This window comes from Piscinibacter defluvii (assembly GCF_004011805.1).
GTDB lineage: Bacteria > Pseudomonadota > Gammaproteobacteria > Burkholderiales > Burkholderiaceae_C > Piscinibacter > Piscinibacter defluvii.
This window is the reverse complement of the sequence record NZ_ML137196.1, coordinates 237,907-262,772: the sequence shown is the minus strand read 5'-3', so window position 1 is coordinate 262,772 and position 24,866 is coordinate 237,907. Positions and strand designations below refer to the sequence as shown.

At 66.8% G+C, this 24,866-nt stretch carries 19 protein-coding genes, 2 tRNA genes and 3 rRNA genes; 14 read left to right on the top strand and 10 right to left on the bottom strand.

Annotation, left to right across the window (positions count from 1 at the left end):
* The first annotated feature begins 31 nt into the window (after window positions 1–31).
* Window positions 32–721, top strand: coding sequence for a DUF4197 domain-containing protein (locus D9C15_RS01185; protein ID WP_127995591.1), 690 nt, complete (start codon window positions 32–34; stop codon window positions 719–721).
* Between the two features lie 28 nt (window positions 722–749).
* Here D9C15_RS01185 and D9C15_RS01180 read toward each other — a convergent pair whose 3' ends face one another.
* Window positions 750–1,898 carry a hypothetical protein gene (locus tag D9C15_RS01180; RefSeq protein WP_240668248.1) on the bottom strand — a complete coding sequence of 383 codons (1,149 nt, stop codon included), beginning with the start codon at window positions 1,896–1,898 and terminating at the stop codon, window positions 750–752.
* A gap of 196 nt (window positions 1,899–2,094) precedes the next feature.
* Here D9C15_RS01180 and D9C15_RS01175 point away from each other — a divergent pair, with 196 nt between their 5' ends.
* The 9 genes from D9C15_RS01175 (at window position 2,095) to rrf (ending at window position 10,872) form a co-directional block, all read left to right on the top strand.
* Entirely contained in the window at window positions 2,095–2,691 is a 597-nt protein-coding gene (locus D9C15_RS01175; RefSeq protein ID WP_127995590.1) for a hypothetical protein, read from the top strand.
* 100 nt (window positions 2,692–2,791) lie between these two features.
* A complete protein-coding gene (locus tag D9C15_RS01170) occupies window positions 2,792–3,241 on the top strand; it encodes a PTS sugar transporter subunit IIA (protein WP_127995589.1) in 450 nt (149 codons plus the stop codon).
* Complete coding sequence (locus D9C15_RS01165; RefSeq protein ID WP_127995588.1) at window positions 3,210–3,479, top strand: HPr family phosphocarrier protein; 270 nt, start codon at window positions 3,210–3,212, stop codon at window positions 3,477–3,479. The genes D9C15_RS01170 and D9C15_RS01165 overlap by 32 nt, the downstream gene beginning before the upstream one ends.
* An 87-nt stretch (window positions 3,480–3,566) precedes the next feature.
* Window positions 3,567–5,369: a phosphoenolpyruvate--protein phosphotransferase gene (gene ptsP, locus D9C15_RS01160; RefSeq protein WP_127995587.1), complete on the top strand. Its 1,803-nt coding sequence runs from the start codon at window positions 3,567–3,569 to the stop codon at window positions 5,367–5,369.
* A 300-nt stretch (window positions 5,370–5,669) separates the two neighbouring features.
* Window positions 5,670–7,198: ribosomal RNA gene (locus D9C15_RS01155) — 16S ribosomal RNA — on the top strand.
* Between the two features lie 149 nt (window positions 7,199–7,347).
* A tRNA-Ile gene (locus tag D9C15_RS01150) sits at window positions 7,348–7,424 on the top strand.
* Window positions 7,425–7,431: 7 nt separating this feature from the next.
* A tRNA-Ala gene (locus tag D9C15_RS01145) sits at window positions 7,432–7,507 on the top strand.
* A gap of 253 nt (window positions 7,508–7,760) precedes the next feature.
* A 23S ribosomal RNA gene (locus D9C15_RS01140) occupies window positions 7,761–10,632 on the top strand.
* 127 nt (window positions 10,633–10,759) lie between these two features.
* Window positions 10,760–10,872, top strand: a 5S ribosomal RNA gene (gene rrf / locus D9C15_RS01135).
* The 16S, 23S and 5S rRNA genes sit together here with 2 tRNA genes alongside, the layout of an rRNA operon.
* A 62-nt stretch (window positions 10,873–10,934) precedes the next feature.
* Here the strand turns inward: rrf and D9C15_RS01130 are convergent.
* The 3 genes from D9C15_RS01130 to D9C15_RS01120 are packed head-to-tail and all read right to left on the bottom strand — an operon-like array spanning window position 10,935 to window position 14,354.
* A complete protein-coding gene (locus tag D9C15_RS01130; RefSeq protein ID WP_127995586.1) occupies window positions 10,935–11,879 on the bottom strand; it encodes an MBL fold metallo-hydrolase in 945 nt (314 codons plus the stop codon).
* Window positions 11,880–11,886: 7 nt separating this feature from the next.
* Entirely contained in the window at window positions 11,887–13,584 is a 1,698-nt protein-coding gene (locus D9C15_RS01125) for a long-chain-fatty-acid--CoA ligase (protein ID WP_127995585.1), read from the bottom strand.
* A gap of 56 nt (window positions 13,585–13,640) precedes the next feature.
* Complete coding sequence (locus D9C15_RS01120) at window positions 13,641–14,354, bottom strand: DUF8198 family protein (protein ID WP_127995584.1); 714 nt, start codon at window positions 14,352–14,354, stop codon at window positions 13,641–13,643.
* Window positions 14,355–14,468: 114 nt separating this feature from the next.
* On the opposite strand from D9C15_RS01120, the gene D9C15_RS01115 reads away from it, so the two are divergent.
* From D9C15_RS01115 to D9C15_RS01105, 3 genes are read left to right on the top strand one after another with little or no spacing between them, the layout of a single operon-like run.
* A complete protein-coding gene (locus D9C15_RS01115; protein WP_127995583.1) occupies window positions 14,469–14,978 on the top strand; it encodes a hypothetical protein in 510 nt (169 codons plus the stop codon).
* A gap of 10 nt (window positions 14,979–14,988) precedes the next feature.
* Window positions 14,989–16,602 (top strand): GMC family oxidoreductase, encoded by a 1,614-nt coding sequence (locus tag D9C15_RS01110; protein WP_127995582.1) that lies wholly within the window; start codon window positions 14,989–14,991, stop codon window positions 16,600–16,602.
* Complete coding sequence (locus D9C15_RS01105; RefSeq protein ID WP_127995581.1) at window positions 16,602–17,540, top strand: alpha/beta fold hydrolase; 939 nt, start codon at window positions 16,602–16,604, stop codon at window positions 17,538–17,540. The genes D9C15_RS01110 and D9C15_RS01105 overlap by 1 nt, the downstream gene beginning before the upstream one ends.
* Here D9C15_RS01105 and D9C15_RS01100 read toward each other — a convergent pair.
* A complete protein-coding gene (locus D9C15_RS01100) occupies window positions 17,465–18,265 on the bottom strand; it encodes a hypothetical protein (protein WP_127995580.1) in 801 nt (266 codons plus the stop codon). The genes D9C15_RS01105 and D9C15_RS01100 overlap by 76 nt on opposite strands.
* Before the next feature lie 59 nt (window positions 18,266–18,324).
* Window positions 18,325–19,206: a phenylalanine 4-monooxygenase gene (gene phhA, locus D9C15_RS01095; protein ID WP_127995579.1), complete on the bottom strand. Its 882-nt coding sequence runs from the start codon at window positions 19,204–19,206 to the stop codon at window positions 18,325–18,327.
* A 131-nt stretch (window positions 19,207–19,337) separates the two neighbouring features.
* Here phhA and D9C15_RS01090 point away from each other — a divergent pair, with 131 nt between their 5' ends.
* On the top strand, window positions 19,338–19,820 hold the full coding sequence (locus D9C15_RS01090) for an Lrp/AsnC family transcriptional regulator (RefSeq protein ID WP_127995578.1): 483 nt from the start codon (window positions 19,338–19,340) through the stop codon (window positions 19,818–19,820).
* Here the strand turns inward: D9C15_RS01090 and D9C15_RS01085 are convergent.
* The 4 genes from D9C15_RS01085 to D9C15_RS01070 form a co-directional block, all read right to left on the bottom strand.
* Window positions 19,792–22,515, bottom strand: a complete 2,724-nt coding sequence (locus D9C15_RS01085; RefSeq protein WP_127995577.1) for a putative bifunctional diguanylate cyclase/phosphodiesterase — start codon at window positions 22,513–22,515, stop codon at window positions 19,792–19,794. The genes D9C15_RS01090 and D9C15_RS01085 overlap by 29 nt on opposite strands.
* A gap of 7 nt (window positions 22,516–22,522) precedes the next feature.
* Window positions 22,523–22,984 carry a prepilin-type N-terminal cleavage/methylation domain-containing protein gene (locus D9C15_RS01080; protein WP_127995576.1) on the bottom strand — a complete coding sequence of 154 codons (462 nt, stop codon included), beginning with the start codon at window positions 22,982–22,984 and terminating at the stop codon, window positions 22,523–22,525.
* Window positions 22,985–23,029: 45 nt separating this feature from the next.
* A complete protein-coding gene (locus D9C15_RS01075; RefSeq protein WP_127995575.1) occupies window positions 23,030–23,842 on the bottom strand; it encodes a mechanosensitive ion channel family protein in 813 nt (270 codons plus the stop codon).
* Window positions 23,843–23,974: 132 nt separating this feature from the next.
* Entirely contained in the window at window positions 23,975–24,814 is an 840-nt protein-coding gene (locus D9C15_RS01070) for an HDOD domain-containing protein (protein ID WP_127995574.1), read from the bottom strand.
* Between the last annotated feature and the right edge of the window lie 52 nt (window positions 24,815–24,866).

The following is a 24,866-nucleotide window of genomic DNA, read 5'->3' as shown; positions in this document are numbered from 1 at the left end:
GATCGGACCTTCCAACGACGGGAGCAAGACGATGAGACGACGCGAATTCGCGGCCGGCGGCGCAGTGGCCGCCTGGACGGGCCTGGGGGCGTTGCCGGCCTGGGCGTTCGACCTGAGCGAGACCGACGCGGCGGCCGGTGTACGTGCCGCCCTCGAGCGTGGTGCCGGCGCCGCGGTCAGCCTGCTCGGTCGCACCGACGGCTTCCTGGGCAACCCGAAGGTCCGGATCCCGCTGCCGGGTTACCTCGAGGATGCCGGCAAGCTGCTGCGCACGATGGGCCAGGGCCAGAAGGTGGACGAACTGGTCACGGCGATGAACCGCGCCGCCGAGGCCGCCGTGCCGGAGGCGAAGTCGCTACTGATCAGCGCCGTCAAGGCGATGAGCGTGGAAGATGCGCGCAACATCGTGACCGGCGGCGAGGACTCGGTGACGCGCTTCTTCGCCGACAAGACACGCGAGCCGCTGGGCGTCAAGTTCCTGCCCATCGTGACGCGCGCCACCGAGAAGGTTTCGCTCGCCTCGAAGTACAACGCGGTGGCCGGCAAGGTGGCGGGCTTCGGCCTGGTCAAGAAGGAAGACGCCAACATCGAGCAGTACGTGACAGGCAAGGCGCTGGACGGCCTGTACCTGATGATCGGCGAAGAGGAGCGCAAGATCCGGCAGAACCCGGTGGCCACCGGCAGCGCGATCCTGAAGAAGGTCTTCGGCGGCCTGAAGTGAGCCCGGGGCGCGGCGCGAGCCGCGCCGCTCAAAGTCCCTTGGACAGCTCGAACATCAGCGCCGAGGGCAGCGAGCTGTCGATCACGTCGCGACCCACGCGAGCGACGTTGGAGCCGCTGAAGCCCGACATCTCGAAGGTGTTGCCTTCCTCGATGATCTCGATGAAGACGAAGTCCGGCACCTCGTTGCTGATCTCCTCGCGCAGTTGCGCGAACTTCTCGCCGCGCTGGATCGACTCGACGATGATCGCGTGAGGCAGGCCGTCGCGGCAGAACTCGGTGGCTTCGTCCACGCTGCCGACGAAGTCGACGATCAGGCCCATGTTGCGCAGGGCGTCGCGGATCTGCGTGCGCAGTTCGCGCCGCGACGAGATGACCAGCACATGGCTGCCCGCCAGGGGCTTGGAGTTGGTGGACGGAGCGAATCCCTCATCGACCTCGAAGGTGCTGACCCCCTCGATCTCGTCGCTGGCGGTACGCGGAAACTCGATCGTCAGCACCGTGGCGCCACCGTCCTCCTGACGATCCAGCGGCAGGCCCATGGTCCAGGCGGTCTGCTCCAGCAGCCGCCAGGTGAGCGTGTCGAGTGCCGTCGGCTCCACGTTGTTGTCCTCCGGCTCATCCGGCAGCCGGTGCGCGAAGCGGCACTGGAGCCGGGCATGCGCCGGCCAGGAGCGCATCTCGATGCGGAACTCGATGGTCGAGCGGGCGCATTCGAGCGCCCAGTCGAGCACGGTGTTGAGCAGGCTGAACAGCAGCGAGGCGTCGACGATCACCTCGGCCGGCTTGAGCGTCGGCTTGAACACGATGCCGCGCGCCTGGGTCTCGCGCTGGCGGTGCGACAGCACACCCTTGAGCGTTTCGGCCAGCTGCAGGCGCTCGTGCGACTGGCGCAGCCGGCCGGAGGCAAAGCGCGTGATCTGCTGGCCGACCATGCCGGCCTGTCGGGCGCGCTCGACTTCGTCGCGCAGCGCCCGCAGGCTGGCGCGGTCGATGCGGCCGCTGCTGACCAGCGCGTGGATGCGTTCCAGTGCCGACGTGAGCGGCGCGGCCGTGGCGGCCCCGATCGCCGTCACGATGGTGTGCCAGCGCTCGGCCGTGCCACCGTCGTCGGGCGCCGGGGCCGGATGGGAGCGGGGGCGGGACCCTGCGTTGCGGTTGATGTCCGACATGTCCATGCGATCGGTGCCTTGTGTGCCTTGTTATGGGGCCGCGCGCAGGCGCCGGGTGGGGCGCATCGGGATGCGCCGGGTGGCGGCGAATCCCGGAGAGCGTCGGTCGGCGCGCGACCATTCGTAGGCGCGAAGTGTCGCGCCGCCGCCTCGGCTAGACCATCCCGCGACCGGGCATTCACACCGTGGCCCGGGGGTGGACATGTCACAAGATGTGAGCGTGCGGGGGCGCGGTGTCGCGGCCCGGCTCGCGGTGCCGCCGGATAATCGCCCCATGCCGATCCGGACCCTGACCAGCCTGTTGGCGATCGGCCTCGCCGCGACGGCGTGTTCACCGTCGCGCGACTGGCGCGAGCTGCACCCGGAGGGCAGCAGCCTCCGCGCCCAGTTTCCCTGCAAGCCGGACCGGCATCAGCGGGAGGTGCGGCTGGCCGGGCGGACCGTGCGCATGGACATGCTGGTCTGCCACGACCGAGGCGCGACCTTCGCCCTGGCCTTCGCCGATGTCGCCGATCCGGGCGCCGTGGCGCCGGCGCTCGACGAACTGCGTGCCGCGGCCGTCGGCAACGTGAAGGCCGCGGCGGTGCACGAAACGGCGCTGGCGGTGCCGGGCATGACCCCCAACCCGCGGGCCGTGCGCCTGCAGTTCGATGGCAAGCGCCCCGACGGCACGCCGGTGCAGGAGCAGGTGGGCTTGTTCGCCTACGGAATGCGGGTCTACCAGGCCACCGTGCTCGCGAGCCGGCTGAAGCCGGCGGAAGCCGACACCTTTCTTGGCGCCCTGCGGGTATCACCCTGAGGCCGCGGCAAGTGCGTGGCGCCTGTGGTTTTATTGGAACGTGCGGTCCGGTGTGTGCCCGGACCGGGCGCGGCCGGGTCGAACTGCCGATAATTTGTGAATGGCCGGGTTGTTGATCATCGCGCATGCGCCCTTGGCATCGTCTCTGAGGGATGTGGCGCGCCACGTCTATCCCGACTGTGCCGCGCGCCTGGAGGTGCTCGACGTCCCGCCGGACATGCCGGCCGAGCAGATCGAGGCCCAGGCGCGCGACCTGCTCGCGCGGATCCGTCAGCCGGAGGCGCTCATCTTCACCGACGTGTTCGGCGCCACCCCCTGCAACGTGGCGCAGCGACTGGCCGACGGCGTGCAGGTCAAGGTGATTGCCGGGGTCAACGTGCCGATGCTGTGGCGCTCGCTGTGCTACGCGGACGAGCCGCTCGACGCGCTCGTGGCGCGGGCCATGGCAGGCGCCGCGCAGGGCGTGATGGCCGTGGCCTCTTCGCGGCCCCAGAACCAGACCTACAAACCGGGCGGCAATGATCAAGACCACCGTCACCATCAGCAATAAGCTGGGCCTGCATGCGCGCGCTTCCGCCAAGCTCACCAAGCTGGCAGGGGGATTCCAGAGCGACGTTCACCTGAGCCGCAACGGACGGCGGGTCAATGCCAAGAGCATCATGGGAGTGATGATGCTGGCCGCGGGCCTGGGGTCGGAGATCGAGGTCGAGACGTCGGGTGCCGACGAGCAGCCGGCGATGGACGCCATCGTGGCGTTGATCAACGACAAGTTCGGCGAAGGCCAGTAGCCCGTGCCCGGCCCGCCCCGCGGTGCGGGCGGGGGCCTGTAAGAAGTACCGATGTCCCCGGCGCCGGGCGGCTGCTAGGATTTTTCGATGAGCTTCCAGGTGTTCGGGTTGCCGGTATCGCGCGGGGTGGCGATCGGGCGGGCGGTGCTGGTCGCCTCCAGCCGCATCGACGTGGCGCACTACTTCATCGACGCCGGGCGCGTCGATGCCGAGGTGAGCCGCCTGCGTGCCGCGCGCGATGCCGTTGCCGGGGAGCTCAGTCTGCTCAAGCGCGACCTGCCGGTCGAGGCGCCGGCGGAACTCTCCGCACTGCTCGACGTGCACTTGATGCTGCTGCACGACGACTCCCTGACCGGCGCCACCAAGCAGTGGATCGTCGATCGCCACTACAACGCCGAATGGGCGCTCTCCGCCCAGCTGGAGGTGCTGGCCCGGCAGTTCGACGAGATGGAGGACGACTACCTGCGCGAGCGCAAGGCCGACCTCGAACAAGTCGTCGAGCGCTTGCTGCGTGCGCTTGCTCGGGGCCCGGAGGCCGTTCTGGTACCGGTGGCGACGGCGGGCGCGCGCGACTTCGCCGGCGAAGACCCGCTGGTGCTGGTGGCCAACGACATCGCGCCGGCCGACATGCTCCAGTTCAAGGGCAGCGTGTTCACCGGGTTCGTCACCGACGTGGGCGGCCGAACCTCGCATACCGCGATCGTCGCCCGCAGCATGGACATCCCGGCCGTCGTGGGTGCACGCGAGGCGAGCCGCATCATCCGCCAGGACGACTGGCTGATCATCGACGGCGACAACGGCATCGTCATCGTCGATCCATCACCCATCGTTCTGGAGGAGTACCGATTCCGGCAGCGCCAGTCGGGGCTGGAGCGGGAGCGTCTGTCCCGGCTGCGCCACACCCCGGCGGTGACCCTCGACGGCGAGCGCGTCGAACTGCTTGCCAACATCGAGTTGCCCGCCGACGCCAAGGCGGCGCTGGAGGCCGGGGCCGTCGGCGTGGGCCTGTTCCGCAGCGAGTTCCTGTTCATGAACCGCGAAGGGAACCTGCCCGACGAGGAGGAGCAGTTCGAGGCCTACCGAGCCGCCGTCGAGGCGATGCAGGGGCTGCCGGTGACGATTCGCACCGTGGACATCGGCGCCGACAAGCCGCTCGAACGCATGTCGGTGCACGAACTTCGCCACGAACACGCGCTGAACCCGGCGCTCGGGCTGCGTGCCATTCGCTGGAGCCTGTCGGAGCCGGCCATGTTCCGGCAGCAGTTGCGTGCGATCCTGCGGGCGAGCGCCTATGGCAAGGTCCGGCTGCTGATTCCGATGATTGCCCATGTCAGCGAGGTTCGCCTGACGCTCGATGCGCTGGCGCGGGCCAAGCAGCAGCTGGACGAGGCCGGCCGCCCCTACGTGGACGTCGAGGTGGGGGCGATGATCGAGGTGCCCGCCGCGGCGCTCATGCTGCCGGTGTTCCTGCGCTACTTTGACTTCGTGTCGATCGGCACGAACGACCTGATCCAGTACACGCTCGCCATCGATCGCGCCGACGAGTCGGTGGCCCATCTGTACGACCCGTGGCACCCGGCGGTGCTGTCTCTCATCGGGGGGACGATCGCCCAGGCGCGGCAGCTCGGCAAGAGTGTCAGCGTCTGCGGCGAGATGGCCGGGGATCCGGCCTTCACGGAGATCCTCCTGGGCATGGGCCTGCGAAGCTTCTCCATGCACCCTGCTCAGATCGCGTCGATCAAGCAACGTGTGCTGCGCGCAGACACGCGCAAGTGCGGGCAGCAGCTCGAGGCGGTGCTCCGACCCGATGACGGGTTCGTGGTTGCTCCCGGCCGGCAGATGCCACCGGATTCGCAGACTGGCTTGCCGGCCGCGACAAGCATGCTATAGTCGCGGTCTTCGCTGAGTGATGCGCAGCTCGCACCAACCAGGGCGGCAAAGCAAGACGCAGCGAAAACGAGAAAGCCGAGCGCTTGACAGGGTTTTGAAAAACATGTCAGAATCGCTTTCTTCGCTGATAACGCAAGTCGATGTCAGCGACGCCGCAAGGCAAGCTCTTTAAAAACTAACAGCCGATAAGCGTGGGCGCTTGAGCAAACAGTGCCAAGGATCGCAAGATCCAAGGCCAAATGGCCTCAAGTGCTCACTGAAGTGAAGTTCACTTCAATTCTTTGAGCAACATTCAAGATCGAACTGAAGAGTTTGATCCTGGCTCAGATTGAACGCTGGCGGCATGCCTTACACATGCAAGTCGAACGGTAACGCGGGGCAACCTGGCGACGAGTGGCGAACGGGTGAGTAATGCATCGGAACGTGCCCAGTAGTGGGGGATAGCCCGGCGAAAGCCGGATTAATACCGCATACGACCTATGGGTGAAAGCGGGGGACCGCAAGGCCTCGCGCTATTGGAGCGGCCGATGTCAGATTAGCTAGTTGGTGGGGTAAAGGCCTACCAAGGCGACGATCTGTAGCTGGTCTGAGAGGACGACCAGCCACACTGGGACTGAGACACGGCCCAGACTCCTACGGGAGGCAGCAGTGGGGAATTTTGGACAATGGGGGCAACCCTGATCCAGCCATGCCGCGTGCGGGAAGAAGGCCTTCGGGTTGTAAACCGCTTTTGTCGGGGAAGAAACGGTCTGCGCTAATACCGCGGACTAATGACGGTACCCGAAGAATAAGCACCGGCTAACTACGTGCCAGCAGCCGCGGTAATACGTAGGGTGCAAGCGTTAATCGGAATTACTGGGCGTAAAGCGTGCGCAGGCGGCTTTGCAAGACAGATGTGAAATCCCCGGGCTTAACCTGGGAACTGCATTTGTGACTGCATCGCTAGAGTGCGGCAGAGGGGGATGGAATTCCGCGTGTAGCAGTGAAATGCGTAGATATGCGGAGGAACACCGATGGCGAAGGCAATCCCCTGGGCCTGCACTGACGCTCATGCACGAAAGCGTGGGGAGCAAACAGGATTAGATACCCTGGTAGTCCACGCCCTAAACGATGTCAACTGGTTGTTGGACGGCTTGCTGTTCAGTAACGAAGCTAACGCGTGAAGTTGACCGCCTGGGGAGTACGGCCGCAAGGTTGAAACTCAAAGGAATTGACGGGGACCCGCACAAGCGGTGGATGATGTGGTTTAATTCGATGCAACGCGAAAAACCTTACCTACCCTTGACATGCCTGGAATCCTGCAGAGATGTGGGAGTGCTCGAAAGAGAACCAGGACACAGGTGCTGCATGGCCGTCGTCAGCTCGTGTCGTGAGATGTTGGGTTAAGTCCCGCAACGAGCGCAACCCTTATCATTAGTTGCTACGCAAGGGCACTCTAATGAGACTGCCGGTGACAAACCGGAGGAAGGTGGGGATGACGTCAGGTCATCATGGCCCTTATGGGTAGGGCTACACACGTCATACAATGGCCGGTACAGAGGGCTGCCAACCCGCGAGGGGGAGCTAATCTCAGAAAACCGGTCGTAGTCCGGATCGCAGTCTGCAACTCGACTGCGTGAAGTCGGAATCGCTAGTAATCGCGGATCAGCTTGCCGCGGTGAATACGTTCCCGGGTCTTGTACACACCGCCCGTCACACCATGGGAGCGGGTTCTGCCAGAAGTAGTTAGCCTAACCGCAAGGGGGGCGATTACCACGGCAGGGTTCGTGACTGGGGTGAAGTCGTAACAAGGTAGCCGTATCGGAAGGTGCGGCTGGATCACCTCCTTTCTGGAAAATGCACTGGAGTTCTTGCGCCCACACTTATCGGCTGTAGTTGACAACAGTGTGTGAGCGTGAGCCGGCTGACTGCGTCAGCTGTGTGTATTAACACCTGGTTGACGCGACACGGACTTCCTGCGCTTCGCAATGAATGCGAAGGGTCTGTAGCTCAGTTGGTTAGAGCACCGTCTTGATAAGGCGGGGGTCGTTGGTTCGAGCCCAACCAGACCCACCATCTTCATGGGGGATTAGCTCAGCTGGGAGAGCACCTGCTTTGCAAGCAGGGGGTCGTCGGTTCGATCCCGTCATCCTCCACCACCAATGAACTCTGAGCGCTAGTCGCTGACGTGAGCGGCCACTTATGAAGTGGGCCGCTCGCGCCAGCGTCTCGAAAGAGTCGGCTGTTGTTCTTTAACAATTCGTAGAGTCGAATCAGCGTCGACAACGGCATCTGCCGTTGGCGATCAATGATTGCGTCACCAATAGATCAACTCGAAAGAGTTTGAAGACGGCGAACGCATACTCATCAGTCCTTGACGATGCCGAATACAGCGCGGCGTCAAAGTTATAGGGTCAAGTGACTAAGTGCATGTGGTGGATGCCTTGGCGATTACAGGCGATGAAGGACGTGATAGCCTGCGATAAGCTTCGGGGAGCTGGCAAATTAGCTTTGATCCGGAGATTTCCGAATGGGGAAACCCACCGAAAGGTATCGCGCGGTGAATACATAGCTGCGCGAGGCGAACCGGGTGAACTGAAACATCTCAGTAGCTCGAGGAAAAGACATCAACCGAGATTCCGAAAGTAGTGGCGAGCGAAATCGGAACAGCCTGCGCGTTTTAGCTGTTGGCATATCGGAACGGAATGGAAAGTCCGGCCATAGCGGGTGATAGCCCCGTACGAAAAATGTTGGCAGTGGAACTAGGCGCGCGACAAGTAGGGCGGGACACGTGTAATCCTGTCTGAAGATGGGGGGACCATCCTCCAAGGCTAAATACTCGTAATCGACCGATAGCGAACTAGTACCGTGAGGGAAAGGCGAAAAGAACCCCGGGAGGGGAGTGAAATAGATCCTGAAACCGCATGCATACAAACAGTCGGAGCCCGCAAGGGTGACGGCGTACCTTTTGTATAATGGGTCAGCGACTTACATTCAGTGGCAAGGTTAACCGAATAGGGAAGCCGTAGAGAAATCGAGTCCGAATAGGGCGATCAGTCGCTGGGTGTAGACCCGAAACCAAGTGATCTATCCATGGCCAGGATGAAGGTAGGGTAACACCTGCTGGAGGTCCGAACCGACTAGTGTTGCAAAACTAGCGGATGAGCTGTGGATAGGGGTGAAAGGCTAAACAAACTTGGAGATAGCTGGTTCTCTCCGAAAACTATTTAGGTAGTGCCTCGTGTATTACCGCCGGGGGTAGAGCACTGTTATGGCTAGGGGGTCATGGCGACTTACCAAACCATTGCAAACTCCGAATACCGGCGAGTACAGCACGGGAGACAGAGCACCGGGTGCTAACGTCCGGACTCAAGAGGGAAACAACCCAGACCGCCAGCTAAGGTCCCTAAAATTGGCTAAGTGGGAAACGAAGTGGGAAGGCTAAAACAGTCAGGATGTTGGCTTAGAAGCAGCCACCATTTAAAGAAAGCGTAATAGCTCACTGATCGAGTCGTCCTGCGCGGAAGATGTAACGGGGCTAAGCCAGTTACCGAAGCTGCGGATTTGCACGCAAGTGCAAGTGGTAGGAGAGCGTTCTGTACGCCTGTGAAGGTGGATCGTGAGGTCTGCTGGAGGTATCAGAAGTGCGAATGCTGACATGAGTAGCGTTAAAGGGGGTGAAAAGCCCCCTCGCCGAAAGCGCAAGGTTTCCTACGCAACGTTCATCGGCGTAGGGTGAGTCGGCCCCTAAGGCGAGGCAGAGATGCGTAGCTGATGGGAAACAGGTCAATATTCCTGTACCGATGTGTAGTGCGATGTGGGGACGGAGAAGGTTAGCTCAGCCGGCTGTTGGAGTCCGGTTCAAGCCTGTAGTCGTGCCTGGTAGGCAAATCCGCCGGGCTTAGATGAGAGGTGATAACGAGGAAGCTTGCTTCCGAAGTGAGTGATACCCTGCTTCCAGGAAAAGCCACTAAGCTTCAGCTGCACACGACCGTACCGCAAACCGACACTGGTGCGCGAGATGAGTATTCTAAGGCGCTTGAGAGAACTCTGGAGAAGGAACTCGGCAAATTGACACCGTAACTTCGGAAGAAGGTGTGCCTTTAGTAGGTGAAGTCGTACAGACGGAGCCCAATGAGGCCGCAGAGAATCGGTGGCTGCGACTGTTTATTAAAAACACAGCACTCTGCAAAGACGAAAGTCGACGTATAGGGTGTGACGCCTGCCCGGTGCTGGAAGATTAAATGATGGGGTGCAAGCTCTTGACTGAAGTCCCAGTAAACGGCGGCCGTAACTATAACGGTCCTAAGGTAGCGAAATTCCTTGTCGGGTAAGTTCCGACCTGCACGAATGGCGTAACGATGGCCACACTGTCTCCTCCAGAGACTCAGCGAAGTTGAAATGTTTGTGATGATGCAATCTCCCCGCGGAAAGACGGAAAGACCCCATGAACCTTTACTGTAGCTTTACATTGGACTTTGAACAGATCTGTGTAGGATAGGTGGGAGGCTTTGAAGCGGTGCCGCTAGGTGCCGTGGAGCCAACGTTGAAATACCACCCTGGTGTGTTTGAGGTTCTAACCTTGGCCCGTGATCCGGGTTGGGGACAGTGTATGGTGGGCAGTTTGACTGGGGCGGTCTCCTCCCAAAGCGTAACGGAGGAGTTCGAAGGTACGCTAGGCACGGTCGGAAATCGTGCTGATAGTGCATAGGCATAAGCGTGCTTGACTGCGAGACTGACAAGTCGAGCAGGTACGAAAGTAGGACTAAGTGATCCGGTGGTTCTGTATGGAAGGGCCATCGCTCAACGGATAAAAGGTACTCTGGGGATAACAGGCTGATACCGCCCAAGAGTTCATATCGACGGCGGTGTTTGGCACCTCGATGTCGGCTCATCTCATCCTGGGGCTGTAGCCGGTCCCAAGGGTATGGCTGTTCGCCATTTAAAGAGGTACGTGAGCTGGGTTTAAAACGTCGTGAGACAGTTTGGTCCCTATCTTCCGTGGGCGCTGCAAGATTGAGAGAGCCTGCTCCTAGTACGAGAGGACCGGAGTGGACGCACCTCTGGTGTATCGGTTGTCACGCCAGTGGCATTGCCGAGTAGCTATGTGCGGAAGAGATAACCGCTGAAAGCATCTAAGCGGGAAACTCGTCTCAAGATGAGTCTTGCCGGGGCCTCGAGCCCCCTGAAGAGTCGTTCGAGACCAGGACGTTGATAGGCCGGGTGTGGAAGCGTAGTAATGCGTTAAGCTAACCGGTACTAATTGCTCGTGAGGCTTGACCCTATAACTTTGACGATCCTTCGTTGAAGTATGTTGAGTGTGTATCGCCGGTCTTCGTGATCGGTGCGCAATCAAGCTGATTTGACTCTATGAATTGGCCGCTGCAAGTGTGCAGCGGTGACCGGTTAAGCCTGATGACCATAGCGAGGTGGTCCCACTCCTTCCCATCCCGAACAGGACAGTGAAACGCCTCAGCGCCGATGATAGTGCGGATTCCCGTGTGAAAGTAGGACATTGTCAGGCTATTAATGAGAAGGCCCCCGTCATTGACGGGGGCCTTTTTCGTTGGCGTCTCGATCCAACCCTCAGGCGTCGCAAACAAACTCGCCGTCCCGCCGCACGGCACCCGAGCGCAGCAGCTCACCAAGAACATTGGTGAGCCACCCGCGCATCGGTTCGGCCGCAAAATGATCCCGATGAATCAGTCGGAGATACAGGATCGACTCCGCCCAAGCGAACAAGCTGTCGACCCGCTTGCGGCGAACTTCCAGTAGATGAAACTTCAGCAAGACCTTCGCTGCGTGCAATGAATGCTTCTCGGGCGCAGAACGAAATGAGTCGAGTCGGCGACGCGCCCGATCGATAGCTGCGGCAACGTCTCCGAACGGCCGTCCATGGCCCGGTATCACCCAGTCGACCTTCAATGTCGCCAGTTGATCCAGTGTCGATGCCAGAACGTCGAATGCCGCGGACCCTTCCAGCTCCGGGAAAACGACCCCGAAGCCGTTCTCCCAAAGTGCATCGGCCGAAATGAGAATGCGCAGTTCTCGCTGGTGCAAGACCACCGACTCCGGGTCATGCCCCGGCGATCCGATCACTTCCCAGCTGCGCCCCCCGAGCGTCACCGCAGTCCCAGGCCGCAGCGCCCGGTGAGCCGCGAAGCGGGGGCAGTGCTGGCCCGTCGCATCGTAGGTCAGTTGTGCGCTGTCCCAGCGCCGGACCTTGTCGACTTCGCCTGCGGGAATCCACGCCTCGCAACCGTAGGCGGCCTGCAACCCCGCATTGCCGCCGCAGTGATCGGAATGAAGGTGCGTGTTGACGATGCGCCGGAGCTGCCGTTCGCCCAGCGCGTGCCGCACGAGCGCCAGTGTCTGCGACTCGTGTGAGAAGTAGCCGCTGTCGACCAGGGTGGCATCGTCGTCCGCGCCGCCGGCGAACAGCACGTTGTTGGACGACAACCAACCGCGCTCGAACACCTGCAGCCCGGCGGCGGCGAACGCCTCGTGCGGCTCATCGAACCGACGGGTCATGGCCGACTCAGGCCCGCAACTCCCGTCGCAGAATCTTGCCGACGTTCGACTTGGGCAACTCGTCGCGGAACTCGATATGCCGAGGTCGCTTGTACGCGGTGAAGTTCTCCCGACAGTAGTCGGCAAGGTCTGACTCGGACAGCCCCGGATCGCGCCGCACCACGAAAAGCTTCACCGCCTCGCCGGAACGCTCGTCCGGCACGCCGATCGCGGCGCACTCCAGTACCCCGGGGTGCAGGCTCACGACCTGCTCGATTTCGTTCGGGTACACGTTGAAGCCCGAGACGAGGATCATGTCCTTCTTGCGGTCCACGATCCGGATGCGCCCGCTCGGATCCATCACCCCCACGTCGCCGGAACGGAAGAATCCATCAGAGGTCATCACCTTCGCCGTCTCGTCCGGACGGTTCCAGTAGCCGGCCATCACCTGCGGCCCGCGGATGCAGATCTCGCCAGCACTGCCGAGAGGAAGGTCGCGCCCCTCGTCGTCGCGGATGGCCACGTCCGTGTTGGGCATCGGCAGCCCGATCGTGCCGGAGAAGGACGCGTCATCGAACCGGTTGATGGTGACCACCGGGGAGGTCTCTGAGAGTCCGTAGCCCTCGACCACCGGGCAACCGGTGACCTGCTTCCAGCGCTCCGCGGTGGACTGCTGAACGGCCATGCCGCCCCCGGTGGAGATCACGAGCTCGGAGAAATCGAGCCGGGCGAAGTCGGGGTCGTTCGCCAGTGCGTTGAACAGGGTGTTCACGGCGGGGAACATGTTCACCGGACGCTGCGCCAGCGTGCGAACCAGCCCGGGAATGTCGCGCGGATTCGGGATGAGCAGATTGGTCATGCCCAGGCGCACGCCGAGCATGAAGCAAGCCGTCAGCGCGAAGATGTGGTAGAGCGGCAGCGCGCAGGCGACCGTCAGCGCGCGCTCGGTGCCCAGCTTGGCGAGCATGGGCTGGAACCAGGCTTCGCACTGCAGCACGTTCGCCACCACCTGGCGGTGCAGCAAGGTGGCCCCCTTCGACACGCCGGTGGTCCCGCCGGTGTACTGCAGGAAGGCGACGTCCTCCGGGCCGATGGCCACCCGCTTCAGGCTCATGCGTGTGCCCTCGGCCAGGGCGAGGTTGAAGCGGGTCACGGAGACGCCCTCGCCGAGCGGAATCGAGAACTCGGCAACCATCTTGCGCACGTGGCGCACGGCGAAGTTCACCAGCTGACCCTTCCAGAACCCGAGCAGGTCGCCCATCGCCGCCAGCACGACGTGCCGGACCGGCGTGCGCTCCAGCACCTGCGCGAGGGTGTGCGCGAAGTTCTCAAGAACGATGATCGCCTCGGCGCCGGAGTCACGCAGCTGGTGCTCCAGTTCGCGCGCCGAGTACAGCGGGTTCACGTTGACCACCGTGCAGCCGGCACGCAGCACCGCAGCGATCGCCACCGGGTACTGCGGCAAGTTGGGCATCATGATCGCGACGCGCGCGCCGCGCGCCAGGCCCTTGGCCTGCAGCCACGCGCCGAGCGACTGGGACATCTCGTTCACCGCCGCGTAACTCTGCGTCGTGTTCATGCACACCGTCGCCGTGCGGCGGGCGTGGCGCTGGAACGACTCCTCCAGCAACTCGACCAGCGAGCCGTAGCGCTGCACGTCGATCTCCGCCGGCACGGAGGCGGGATAGCTCTTCAACCAGGGGCGTTTGTCGAGATCGGCGCTCACGGATCAGTCAGATTGAAGGCGAAGCCCGGATGCTCCTTGTTCGCCGTCCGCAGCGGCTACGGTAGTTCTCCTAGGACGCCTGCATCCGCGGCAGCGCCAGGCCGGAACAACTGCGCGGCCAGGCGCCGTTCGCGATCTTCGATCTGGCCGAGGAACTCGTGCGCCCCGTTCATCGCGCGAAAGGTGTCGAACCCGCTTTCCAGGAACTGCTGCAAGGCACCCAGACCGGCGGCCCGCGCCGGGCCGCGCATCAGGTGCAGGCTGTGGCGCAACAGGGTCTTGCGGGTCAATCGGTCGAGCGTGCGCCCGATCGAGACCGTCAACACGATCTGCCGGTCGCGATCGGCCGCGCGCCCCACCGCCTGCCAGGCGTTGATGTAGCCGGGCGCATCCACATCCGGCGCATCGCGCAATTCGGCACCCATTGCACTGTCCAGGCCCTCGGACAACGCATGCAGGTGGGCCAGCGTCTCCACCGTCGCCACGATCTCGGGCGGGAACAACCGCACCAGGGCCGGCACCACACGTGCGAACTGCGCGTCGCGCTGGCTGAAGTCCTGCGGGCCGTACAGTTCCTCGAGGAAGAAGCGCGAGGCGGCCGCGTAGCGCGGGCTGGCCAGCAGGTCCGCATAGGTGCGTGCGAAGCGGTCGCGCTGGAAGTGCTTGACCTTCAGCACCGCCGCCGCCAGCGCCGCATCGACGGCGCGCCGAGCCCGTTCCTGCTCGACGCAGGCCAGCTGATCAAGAATCGTCTGGGCCGCAGGACGCATGGGTGGGGCAGATCGCTCGTCGCACTGTAGCGGCTGGTGCGGGTTTGCAAGGGCATGGGTTAGTCGACCCCCTCTAGGGAACGGAGCGAGCCCGGTGCAACACTCACGCCCGAGATGCAGCGAAGAACCCTCCTGCGATTGGGCCTGGGCAGCGCGGTGGTGCTGGCACTGGCCGGCGGTGGCCTGGCACTGGTCGAACCCGGGCTGACGCGCGACGGACGCTTGGGCCGCGGCGCGCGCGAGGTGATGCGCCACGTCGCCCGCGCGGTGCTCGACGGCCTGCTGCCCGTGGACGCGATGGCGCAACGACTGGCGCTGGACGCGCAGCTCGAGCGCCTGGATGCGGCGATCGCACCGTTTCCGACCGCCACGCGTGCGGAGCTGTCGCAACTGCTGGCGCTGCTGGCGGCACCGCCCGGACGCTGGTCGCTGGCCGGCCTGCGACCGTCCTGGGAGGCGGCAACGGTCGAGGAGATCGCTGCGGCGCTGCAGTCGATGCGCCTGTCCGGGCTCGCCCTCCGCCAGCAGGCCTACCATGCCCTGCGCGACCTGACCAACGCGGCCTGGTTCGCCGAACGGGCCCACTGGCAGGCGCTCGGCTACGACGGCCCCGTCCCCGTCTGACAAGGTGTCCATGGTGAGCCGCTTCCCCGATCCCATTCGCCTTGGCCTGGCGCGCGGCTGGAACGTCCACGGCGGGCCGCATGGGCCGGTGCCCGAGCGCTTGAGCTGCGATGTCGCCATCGTCGGCAGCGGGGCTGGCGGAGGCATCACGGCCGAACTGCTGGCGCGCGCCGGGCTGTCGGTCGTGATCGTCGAGGAAGGGCCGCTGCGCAGCAGCAGCGACTTCCGCCAGCTCGAGTCCGAGTCCTACCCCGCGCTCTACCAGGAGAGCGCCGCGCGCAAGACCGCCGACAAGGCGATCACCATCCTGCAGGGCCGCTGCGTGGGCGGCTCGACCACCGTCAACTGGACCAGCTCGTTCCGTACGCCGACCCCGACCCTGGCCTACTGGCGCGAGCACTTCGGCCTCGACGGCATGGACCCCGACGCGCTCGCGCCCTGGTTCGAGCAGGTCGAGCGACGGCTGGGCATCGACGCCTGGCTGATGCCGCCCAACGAGAACAACGACCTGCTGCGCCGCGGTGCCGACAAGCTCGGCATCCGCACCGGAGAGATCCGCCGCAACGTGCGCGGCTGCTGGAACCTCGGCTCCTGCGGCATGGGCTGCCCGACCAACGCGAAGCAGTCGATGCTGGTGACCACCATTCCCGCGGCGCTGGACGCCGGGGCGCGCCTGCTGGTGCAGACACGGGCCCAGCGCCTGCTGCTGCCGGCAGACCGGGTTGAGGCGCTGGAGTGCGTCGCCGTGGGCCCGGATGGCAGCGCTTCCGGCGTCGCGACGCGCATCACCGCGCGCCACTACGTGCTGGCCGGCGGGGCTATCAACACGCCGGCCCTGCTGCTGCGCTCCGGCGCACCCGACCCGCACCGCCGCACCGGGCTGCGCACCTTCCTGCACCCGGTGGTGATCTCCGCCGCGGTGTTCGACGATCCCGTCGAAGGCTGGAAGGGGGCGCCGCAGACGATCTACAGCGACCACTTCCTCGAGACCCAGCCGCTCGACGGGCCGATCGGCTACAAGCTCGAGGCGCCGCCGCTGCATCCGATCATCTTCAGCACCACGCTGCCGGGCTTCGGCCGCGCCCAGGCCGATCTCCTGTCCCGCTTCCCTAACACGCAGGCGCTGCTGGCGCTGCTGCGCGACGGCTTTCACGCCGAGTCCCCCGGCGGCCAGGTGCGCCTGCGCGAGGACGGCAGCCCTCTGCTCGACTACCCGCTCAGCCCCTTCGTCCTCGAGGGCGCACGGCGCGCGCTGCTGAGCATGGCAGAGATCCAGTTCGCGGCCGGCGCGCGCTCGGTGCTGCCGGTGCACGAACTGGCGCAATCCTGCAGCACCTGGGCACAGGCGCGCGCCATGATCGACACGCTGCCGATGCAGCCGCTGCTGACGCGCGTCGTCAGCGCGCACGTCATGGGCGGCTGCGGCATGGCGGGCGATACGCAACGCGGCGTGGTCGGTCCGGACGGCGTGCACTGGCAACTCGCCAACCTGTCGGTCCACGACGGATCGCTGTTTCCCACCAGCATCGGCGCGAATCCTCAGCTGTCGATCTACGGCATCGTCAACCGGCTGGCCGCCGGCCTGCGCCAGCGCCTGGGCGCACCGGCGACGGCGCTGGCCTGATGCTGGCCCGGCTGCAGCAGGCCACCACGCTCGGGTTGCTGGCCCTGGCAGCGGCCTGGTTCGCCTGGTTCGCCGCGCGCGAACGCTGGGGCTGGGCGATTCTCGGCGCCTTGCTGATCGTGCTCGGCTATGCACTCTTCCTCGGCGTCGAGATGGTGCTGCTGGCCTGGCAACATGGAGACGACCCCTCGCCGCGCGCCAGCGCGGCGCAGTTGCTGCGCGCCTGGTGGGGCGAGGTGCGCACCGCGCCGCAGGTGTTCTGCTGGCGCCAGCCGTTCCGCTCTCAGTCGCTGCAGGACCTGCTCGGGCCCGAGAGCGCCGGCCACACCGGCGTGGTCCTGGTGCACGGCTTCGTCTGCAACCGCGGCCTGTGGAACCCCTGGATGCGTGAGCTTCGGCGGCGCGGCATACCTCATGTCGCGGTCAACCTGGAGCCCGTGTTCGGCTCGATCGATGCCTATGCCCCGCGCATCGATGCCGCGGTCCGGCAAGTCGCCGCGGCGACCGGGCGTCCACCGCTGGTCGTCGCCCACAGCATGGGCGGCCTGGCAGTGCGAGGCTGGTGGGCCGGCTGCGGCGCCGGCACGCCGCTGGCAAGGGTGATCACCATCGGTTCACCGCATGCGGGCACCTGGCTGGCCCGCTTCGGCGCCACGCACAACGGCCGGCAGATGCGGCGCGGCGGCGACTGGCTGGCCGAGCTGGCCTCGGCCGAACGGCAAACGCGCGGCGCGCAGCCCTATGCGTCGTTCACCTGCTTCTACAGCCACTGCGACAACATCGTCTTCCCGCCATCGACCGCCACGCTGCCGGGTGCCGACAACCGGCACGTGCCGGGCTGCGCGCACGTGGACCTGGTGTTTCAGCCCGCCGTGTTCAGCGAGGCCTGTCGCTGGCTGTCCGGCGCGGCACGCGAGGCGGCCAGCAGCGCACGGTAGGCCAGCCAGCCGCTGACGACGGCCAGCAGCAGGTGCATCAGCGCATGGCCGCCGAGCCCACCCGTGGCCGCCAGCAGCCGGGCGTCGTGCAGGTCCGCCAGGCGCGCCAGGCCGTAGCCGATCAGCATGACGACCCAGTCCACCGTGCGCGTCCAGCGCCCCGGCAGGCTGATCGCGCCGGCCGGCAGCAACAGGACCGGCAGCAGTTCGAACAGCAGCAGCGGCCGGATGTCGGCGCCGCCGCCTGTCACGACGACAGCACCTGACAACAGCACGCCGAGCAGCAGCAGCACGGTCGGCCTGGTCTGGCCGAAGCGCGCGTCGACCCGTTCGGCGAGGGCGCCCAGGGCGAGCATCGCGAATGCCGCGCACAGGGCGGTGTGCGCGGCAATCCAGCCGGTCGGGCCCGGCTGCAGGTGGTACAGCAGCGCCAGCGCTCCGGCGGCGAGCGTGCAGAGGTGGAAAGCCGCCCAGGGCCGGCGCACGGCGGCCGGCCAGGGCGCATTGCGCGTGACATGCCAGCCCCACCAGCCCACCAGAATCTGCGGCAGGCTGGCCAGCACGTTCCCTGCGTTCGGCAGGCCCAGCCACGGCCGCGTGTCGGCATGGCGCCAGGCGGCGGGTTCTAGCGGCACCGGCCCCCAGGCCAGCAGCCCGGTGGCCAGGGCCAGCGCCATGGCGCCCAGCAACACCAGCGTACAGCGGCGAACGAGTGAGTCGTCCATCGTGGCGCGCAGTCTCGGCGCGCCGGCGCGGCGCCACAATCGCCCCGAAGAGGGCTTGCTCAGTACACGCGGTCGGCGGGCAGCAGGCTGTCGGGTGCCAGCTCACCGCCCTCGGCAACCCGCCGGTAGACCGGCGTGAAGTCCGGCGCCGTGGCGTCGAACAGCTGATCGAACGAGTCGATCACGAAGTAGGCGGCCTGGTAGGTGTCGATCTTGTAGCGCGTGCGCATCATGCGCTCGAGGTCGAAGCCGATGCGGCGCGGCTGCGGGCTGGTGACGCTGTAGCGCAGCTCGCCGGCCGACGACAGGATGCCGGCCCCGTAGGCGCGCAGCCCGGCCGGCGTGGCGATCAGGCCGAACTCCACCGTGTACCAGTACAGCCGCGCCAGGTACTCGCAGGCCTCGAGCCGGCTCGCCTTCAGACCGCCTGCGCCATAGGCCTGCATGTAGTCGGCGAACACCGGGTTAAACAGCAGCGGCACGTGGCCGAACAGGTCGTGGAAGACGTCGGGCTCGACCACGTAGTCGAATTCCTCCGGCCGGCGCAGCCAGCCCGTGACCGGGAAGCGCCGGTTGGCGAGCAGGCGGAAGAACGCCTCCTCGGGGATCAAGCCGGGCACCGCGACCACCTCCCACCGCGTCGCGCGGTAGAGCCGCTCGCTCAATGCGTCGAAACGCGGGATGCGGTCCGGCGCGCCGAGCTCGCCCACCGCGGCGATGAACTCCTCGCACGCCAGCCCGGGCAGCTGGGCCGACTGGCGCTCGTGCAGGCGGCGGTACAGGTCGTGCTCGGCCTCGGTGTAGGCCGCCCAGCCCTGCTCGCAGGTGTAGTCGGCGCGCGCGCTGCCGTAGTCGCCACGCGGCGGGCGGTCGCCCTGGCCGTAGGTCACCGGCGCCACGCCGTGGTTGATGCCGGAATGGAAGTCGGGCGTCAGGCTCATCGTTGTCTCCTCGCGGGCCGCGTTGACCGGCCTCAAGTGGACATGAACTGTAGGGTGGAGGCTGCGCAGCTTTCCTGCAAGTCGCAAGCCCCCATCCACCGAGCGCGCCCGGATCCTGCAAAATATCGCCCATGACGGGCGAAATCCTGCTTGATCAGGTCGATCGGCGCATCTTGCGTGCCCTCCAGGCCGACGGGCGGACGACTTACGACGCGCTGGCCGAGCAGGTCGGGCTGTCGGCCTCGGCGGCGCTGCGGCGTGTCAAGCGACTCGAGGAGGCGGGCGTGATCGCGGCCTACGTCGCGCTGGTGCCGCCCGAGCGCGTCGGCCTGTCGCTGACGGCCTACATCAACGTGCGACTCGAGAAGCATGTCGAGGTGCACAAGCGTTCTCCCATGGACCTGTTCCGGGCCGCCGTGCAGGCCTGGCCCGAGGTGGTGGAATGCGCGGCGCTGACGGGCGAGACCGACTACCTGCTGCGCGCGGTCTTCGGCGACATGCAGCACTACTCCCGCTTCATCCTCGAGACGCTGCTGCGGCACCCGAGCGTCGCCGACTGCCGCACCAGCTTCGTGCTCGACCGCGTCAAGGCGACAACGTCGGTTCCGGTATAGCCCCGGCGCGCAGCCGCTCGGCGATCGCCCCGGCCTCCAGCGGCGGGCTGAACAGGTAGCCCTGCAACTCGTCGCAGCGCAGGTCGTGCAGGGCCTCGAGCTGCTGCGCCGTCTCCACGCCCTCGGCCACGGTGCGCATGCCCAGCGAGCTGGCCAGCGCGACGATGGCCCGCGCCACCGCCAGCGCGCTGTTGTCGTGCCCGATGTCGCGCACGAAGGCGCGGTCGATCTTGAGCACGTCGATCGGCAGGCTGCGCAGGTACGACATCGACGAGTAGCCGGTGCCGAAGTCGTCCAGTGCGATCGTCAGGCCCAGCCGCCGCAGCGCGCGGAGTCGCGCCATCGTCGAGTCGGTCTGTTCGACCAGCAGGCTCTCGGTGATCTCGACCTCCAGGTCGGCGCCGAGCAGGCCGTGCCGGGCCAGGGTCGACTGGAGGTCGTGCAGCAGCCGGTCCGAGGCGATCTGGCGTGCCGACAGGTTGATCGCCACGCGCAGGCCGTCGATGCCGGCATCGCGCCAGGCACGAGCCTGCCTGCAGGCCTGCTCGATGACCCAGCGCCCGACATGTTCGATCAGGGTGCTCTGCTCGGCCACCGCAATGAATTCGCCGGGCGGGCACTCCCCGTGTTCCGGATGTCGCCAGCGCAGCAGCGCCTCGACCGACACGATCCGTCCGTCGCGCGCCAGGCGCGGCTGGTAGACGAGCCGGAGCTCGCCGCGTTCGGCCGCCAGCGGCAGCTCGGCCTCGATCCAGGCACGCCGGCGTGCCTGCCGGTCGAGTTGCGGGTCGAACAGCGCGTACCGTCCGCCGCCGGCGCGCTTGGCCTGGTACATCGCCTGGTCGGCCTGCCGCAACATGGCCTCGCCACCGGCGCGGGCGTCGTCGCACAGGGCGACGCCGATGCTGGCACGCACGAAGAACAAGGTATCGCCCAGCAGCATCGGCTGGGCCAGGCTGTCGTTGATCGCCTGCGCCAGCGCGGTGGCCGCCCGGCCGTCGCCGGCGCGCGGCAGCAGCACGACGAACTCGTCGCCGGCTGGGCGGGCTGCCTCGGCCTGCTCGGGCAGGCAGTCGCGCAGCCGTTCGGCGGCCTGGCGCAGGGCCTGGTCGCCGACGGCGTGGCCGCGGCTGTCGTTGATCGACTTGAATCGGTCGAGGTCGACGAACAGCACCGCGAGCTGGTTCGCTCCGGGCCCGGCCGAGGCGAGTGCCTGTTGCAGCGCGTCGTCCAGGCCATGCCGGTTCAGCAGGCCGGTGACCGGGTCGTGCCGCGCAGCATGGACCAGGCTGCGCTCGCGCTCGGCGGCACCGGCGGCGATCGCCGCGCGGTTGCGCAGCTCGTGGATCTGGCGTTGCGCGTCCTCGTCGGGCGTCGGCCCGGCACCCAGTGCCAGGAAGCCATGGCAGCGATCGCGCCGGCGCAGCGGCAGCGCAGCGCCGCCGGCCAGCCCGGGCACCTCGAGCACACCGTCCAGCGGCAGCCAGCCGGGCGCCGCGCCGATGCGCGCGAGCACCTCCGGCTCGGCCGCGATGCGGTGCGAGCGCGTGTCCGGAAGCGTCGGCGCCGCGACGATGCCCACGAGGTGCCGTGCGTCGAGGTTGGGCAGGTAGGCCAGCGCTACGGCCCGCTGCGGCAGCACGCGCTGCAGCTGCCGGACGATCTGCACCCCGATCGTCGCCAGGTCGGCGCCGTCGACGATCTCGCGGTCGATGGCCGCCAGCGTCTCCAGCTCGGCGAACTGCGCCTCGATGCGCTCGGCCATGTGGTTGAAGGCGCCGGCGAGTTCGCCGAACTCGTCCTGGCTGGTGATCGCCAGGCGCGTGCCGGTGCGCCGCTGGGCGACCTGCTGCGCCCCGTGGGTCAGCGCCAGCAGCGGGGTCATCGTGCGGCGCAGCTGCACCATCGTCAGCAGCAGGGCCAGCAGGAGCACCGCGGCCCCCGCCAGCGGCAGTTGGCGGCGCAGGCTGTGCGCGGCGGCGTCCGCACGGTCGTCGTCGAAGCCGGCCACGAAGTGCCAGTCCGGCGCGCCGAAGTCGGCGGCCAGGAACAGGCCACGGGCACCGTGCTGTGCACCGGTGGCGACGCCACGTCCTGCGAGCAGGTGGGCGGCGCGCTCGGCCAGGCCGGGGTGCGAGCACTGCAGCGGCCGACCCTGGTCGTCCAGCGCACACATCCACAGGCCGGCGGGCAACTCGTCGAAGCCGTCCCACAGGAAGTCGCGCGCGACCAACCCGAGCCGGACCCCTCCGTCCTCGAGCGGCTGCCGCAGCACCACATCGGCCGCGCCGGTGCTGTCCGGCACGATCAGCAGACGCGCCTGCGCGCCCGCCGCGACCCCCCGGGCCGCGGTCAACAGGCGGGCGGCGCCGGGACCGTCGCGCCGCACCACGACCCGGCCGCGGGCGTCGGTGTCCACCGCGGCGCCCAGCGGGTGCGCATCGGCCGATCCGGCTGCCGGGGCGGAGGCGAGCAGGCTCTGGCGCGCCAGCCGCAGCCGGTCCAGTGTCTGCAGGCTGGAGGCCTTCGCGGTGGAGGCGAGGATCTCGGCATTGCTGCGCGCCAGGGCGTCGTCGATGACCTGCTGCGCCAGCAGCGCGAGCGCCAGCAGCGGCGCGGCCGCGGCCAGCACGAACAGACCGAGCACGCGCAGGCCGACCCGGCTGCCGCGGAGGCGCGCGTGGCTGCTGCTCACGGCGAGCTCAGTAGTCCTTCGCCGGGCCGACGAACGAGCCGTTGCGGGCCCGGACGATGTCGTCGCGGCTGATGGCCGCGGTCAGCGGCGTCGCGCTCTTGCCGTCCGGCCCGACGCTGTACAGGTCGTAGTCGGTGTTCAGCGGGTGCAGCGAGCGGTCCTTGCGAACCTGGCCGACCTTGGCGCCTTCCATGTTCAGGTAGCGGTAGGCCCGGCCCCAGGGGTCGGTGAGCGTGATGCCGGCCTCGGCCAGGCTGGCCGGGTAGCGCCCGCGCGCGGTCATGAACCGCTCCAGGCCCATCTCGATCGACTTGATGTCAGCGATCGCTTTCGCCGTGCGCCCTCGATTCACGTGCCTGCTGTAGGCCGGCAGGGCGATGGCGGTGATCACCCCGGCGAGCACCAGGGCGATCAGCATCTCGATCAGCGTGAAGCCGGTTCCTCGGCAGGACTTTCTGAGCGTGGCCACGACAAGTTGTCGGCCGCGCCCGCGCCGGGTTGAGCCCGGCGCACCTCACGCATTCACGATCCGCGTGACTTGCGTCGGGGTCGGCGCGGGCCAGCCGGCCTCCTTGCAGACCCGCACGATCGCCGCATTGGTGTCGAAGTAGACCTGCCAGTAGTGGGCGGTGTGGGTGTACGGCCGCACCGAGATCACCGGGCCGTTCAGGTTCATGTCCAGCAGGTTGACTTCCGGGGCGGGGTCGGCGACGACGTTGGGGATGGTCGCCAGCGCCGTCTTGAAGCGCTCGATGGCGTCCAGCGGGTCGACGCTGCCGGCCAGTTGCGCGGTGCGTTCGACCCGCCGAGCCGGCAGGGCGGAGAAGTTCTGGATCGTGTCGCCGAAGATCTTGCCGTTGCCCAGCAGGGTCAGCACGTTGTCCGGCGTGACGAGGGTGGTGCCGAACAGGCCCAGCTCGTGCACGGTGCCGGTGATGCCGCCGACGCTGACGAAATCGCCCACCTTGAACGGGCGCAGGATCAGCATGAAGGCGCCGGCGGCGAAGTTGCCGAGCATCCCGCTCCAGGCCGCGCCGATCGCCACGCCGGCGCCAGCGAGCATGGCGGCGAACGAGGTGGTCTGGATGCCGAAGTAGCCGAGGATGCCCAGCACCAGCGCGATGTTCAGCGCGATGGCGACGATCGAGCCGAGGTACTTGGTCAGCGTCGGGTCGACGTTGTTGCGGTCCATGCCGGCGCGCATCAGCGCGATGACCCGGCCGATCAGCCAGCGGCCGACGACCCAGAACGCGATCGCGGCCAGGACCCTGAGGCCCAGGTCGAGCGCGGTGGTCGACAGGAAGTTCTGGATCGATGCCATGTCCATGGGGGGCCCTCCGGGGCGAGTGATGGGACGCGGCGCGAACTCTGTCGCGCGCGGCGCACATCATCCACCCCCGCGGGGGGCGCCGTGTGACAAGCTGGCGCGCACGGCGCGGCCGCGCCACGCGCCGCGGGATCAGTTCTCGATGCTGCGCAGCAGCTGCAGCGCGGCCGGCGGCGCCAGGTTCAGCAGCGCGGCGATGTCGGCCACGTCGTCGGGCAGCGCGGCGTTGTCCCAGCCGCGCGCGGTGTGGCGCGCCAGGCGCACCGCCAGCAGCACGTTGCGCACGCTGGCCTGCTCGGCATGCCGGTCGTCGCTGATGCGCACCAGCAGCTCGGGCAGGTGCCAGGCCTTCATCAGCGCCTGCTGCAGGTCGGGCAGCTCGATGTTCAGCAGCCGACGCTGGATCTCGCTTGAGCGCAGACCGGGGTCGGCCAGCTGGGCCTCCCGGATGCGCAGCGCCAGCGCCGGCGCATGGCACCACAGCAGCATCTCGGCGAAGTCGTGCAGCAGCGCGGCCTCGTGAATCACCGCCGCGTCCGGGTCCATGCGGTGCACCGCGAAGGCGAGCCCGAAGGTGGCGCCGCGGTGCGCGCGGCGGATCACCTCGTCGAGCCCCTGCAGGGCCTCGAGCCGGCCGGCCAGGTGCTCGTCGATCGAACGCTGCGGCCCGAAGGCGCGGAAGAAGGGCCCGATGCCCATCATCACCAGTGCGGCGGTGACGGTCTCGGTGTCGGTCACCACACGCGCCGGGCGGTGCGCGGCGGCATGGGCCAGCACCTTCAGCGTCATCAGCGGGTCGACCGCGACCATCTCGCCGATCTGGTTGGCGTCCACGCCGTCTTCATTGGCGCGCATCGCCTCCAGGGCCTCGGCGGTCTGCGCCAGCACCGGGATCTCGGCGCCGCGAAAGCGCGCCACCCAGGCACCCAGGTCGGGCAGCGGGGCGGTCAGGTCGAGCGTGGCATCCGGCATGGTGAACCTCTCGTGGAGGTTGGCGTGACCGGGTTATCGGCGCGCTCGGCGC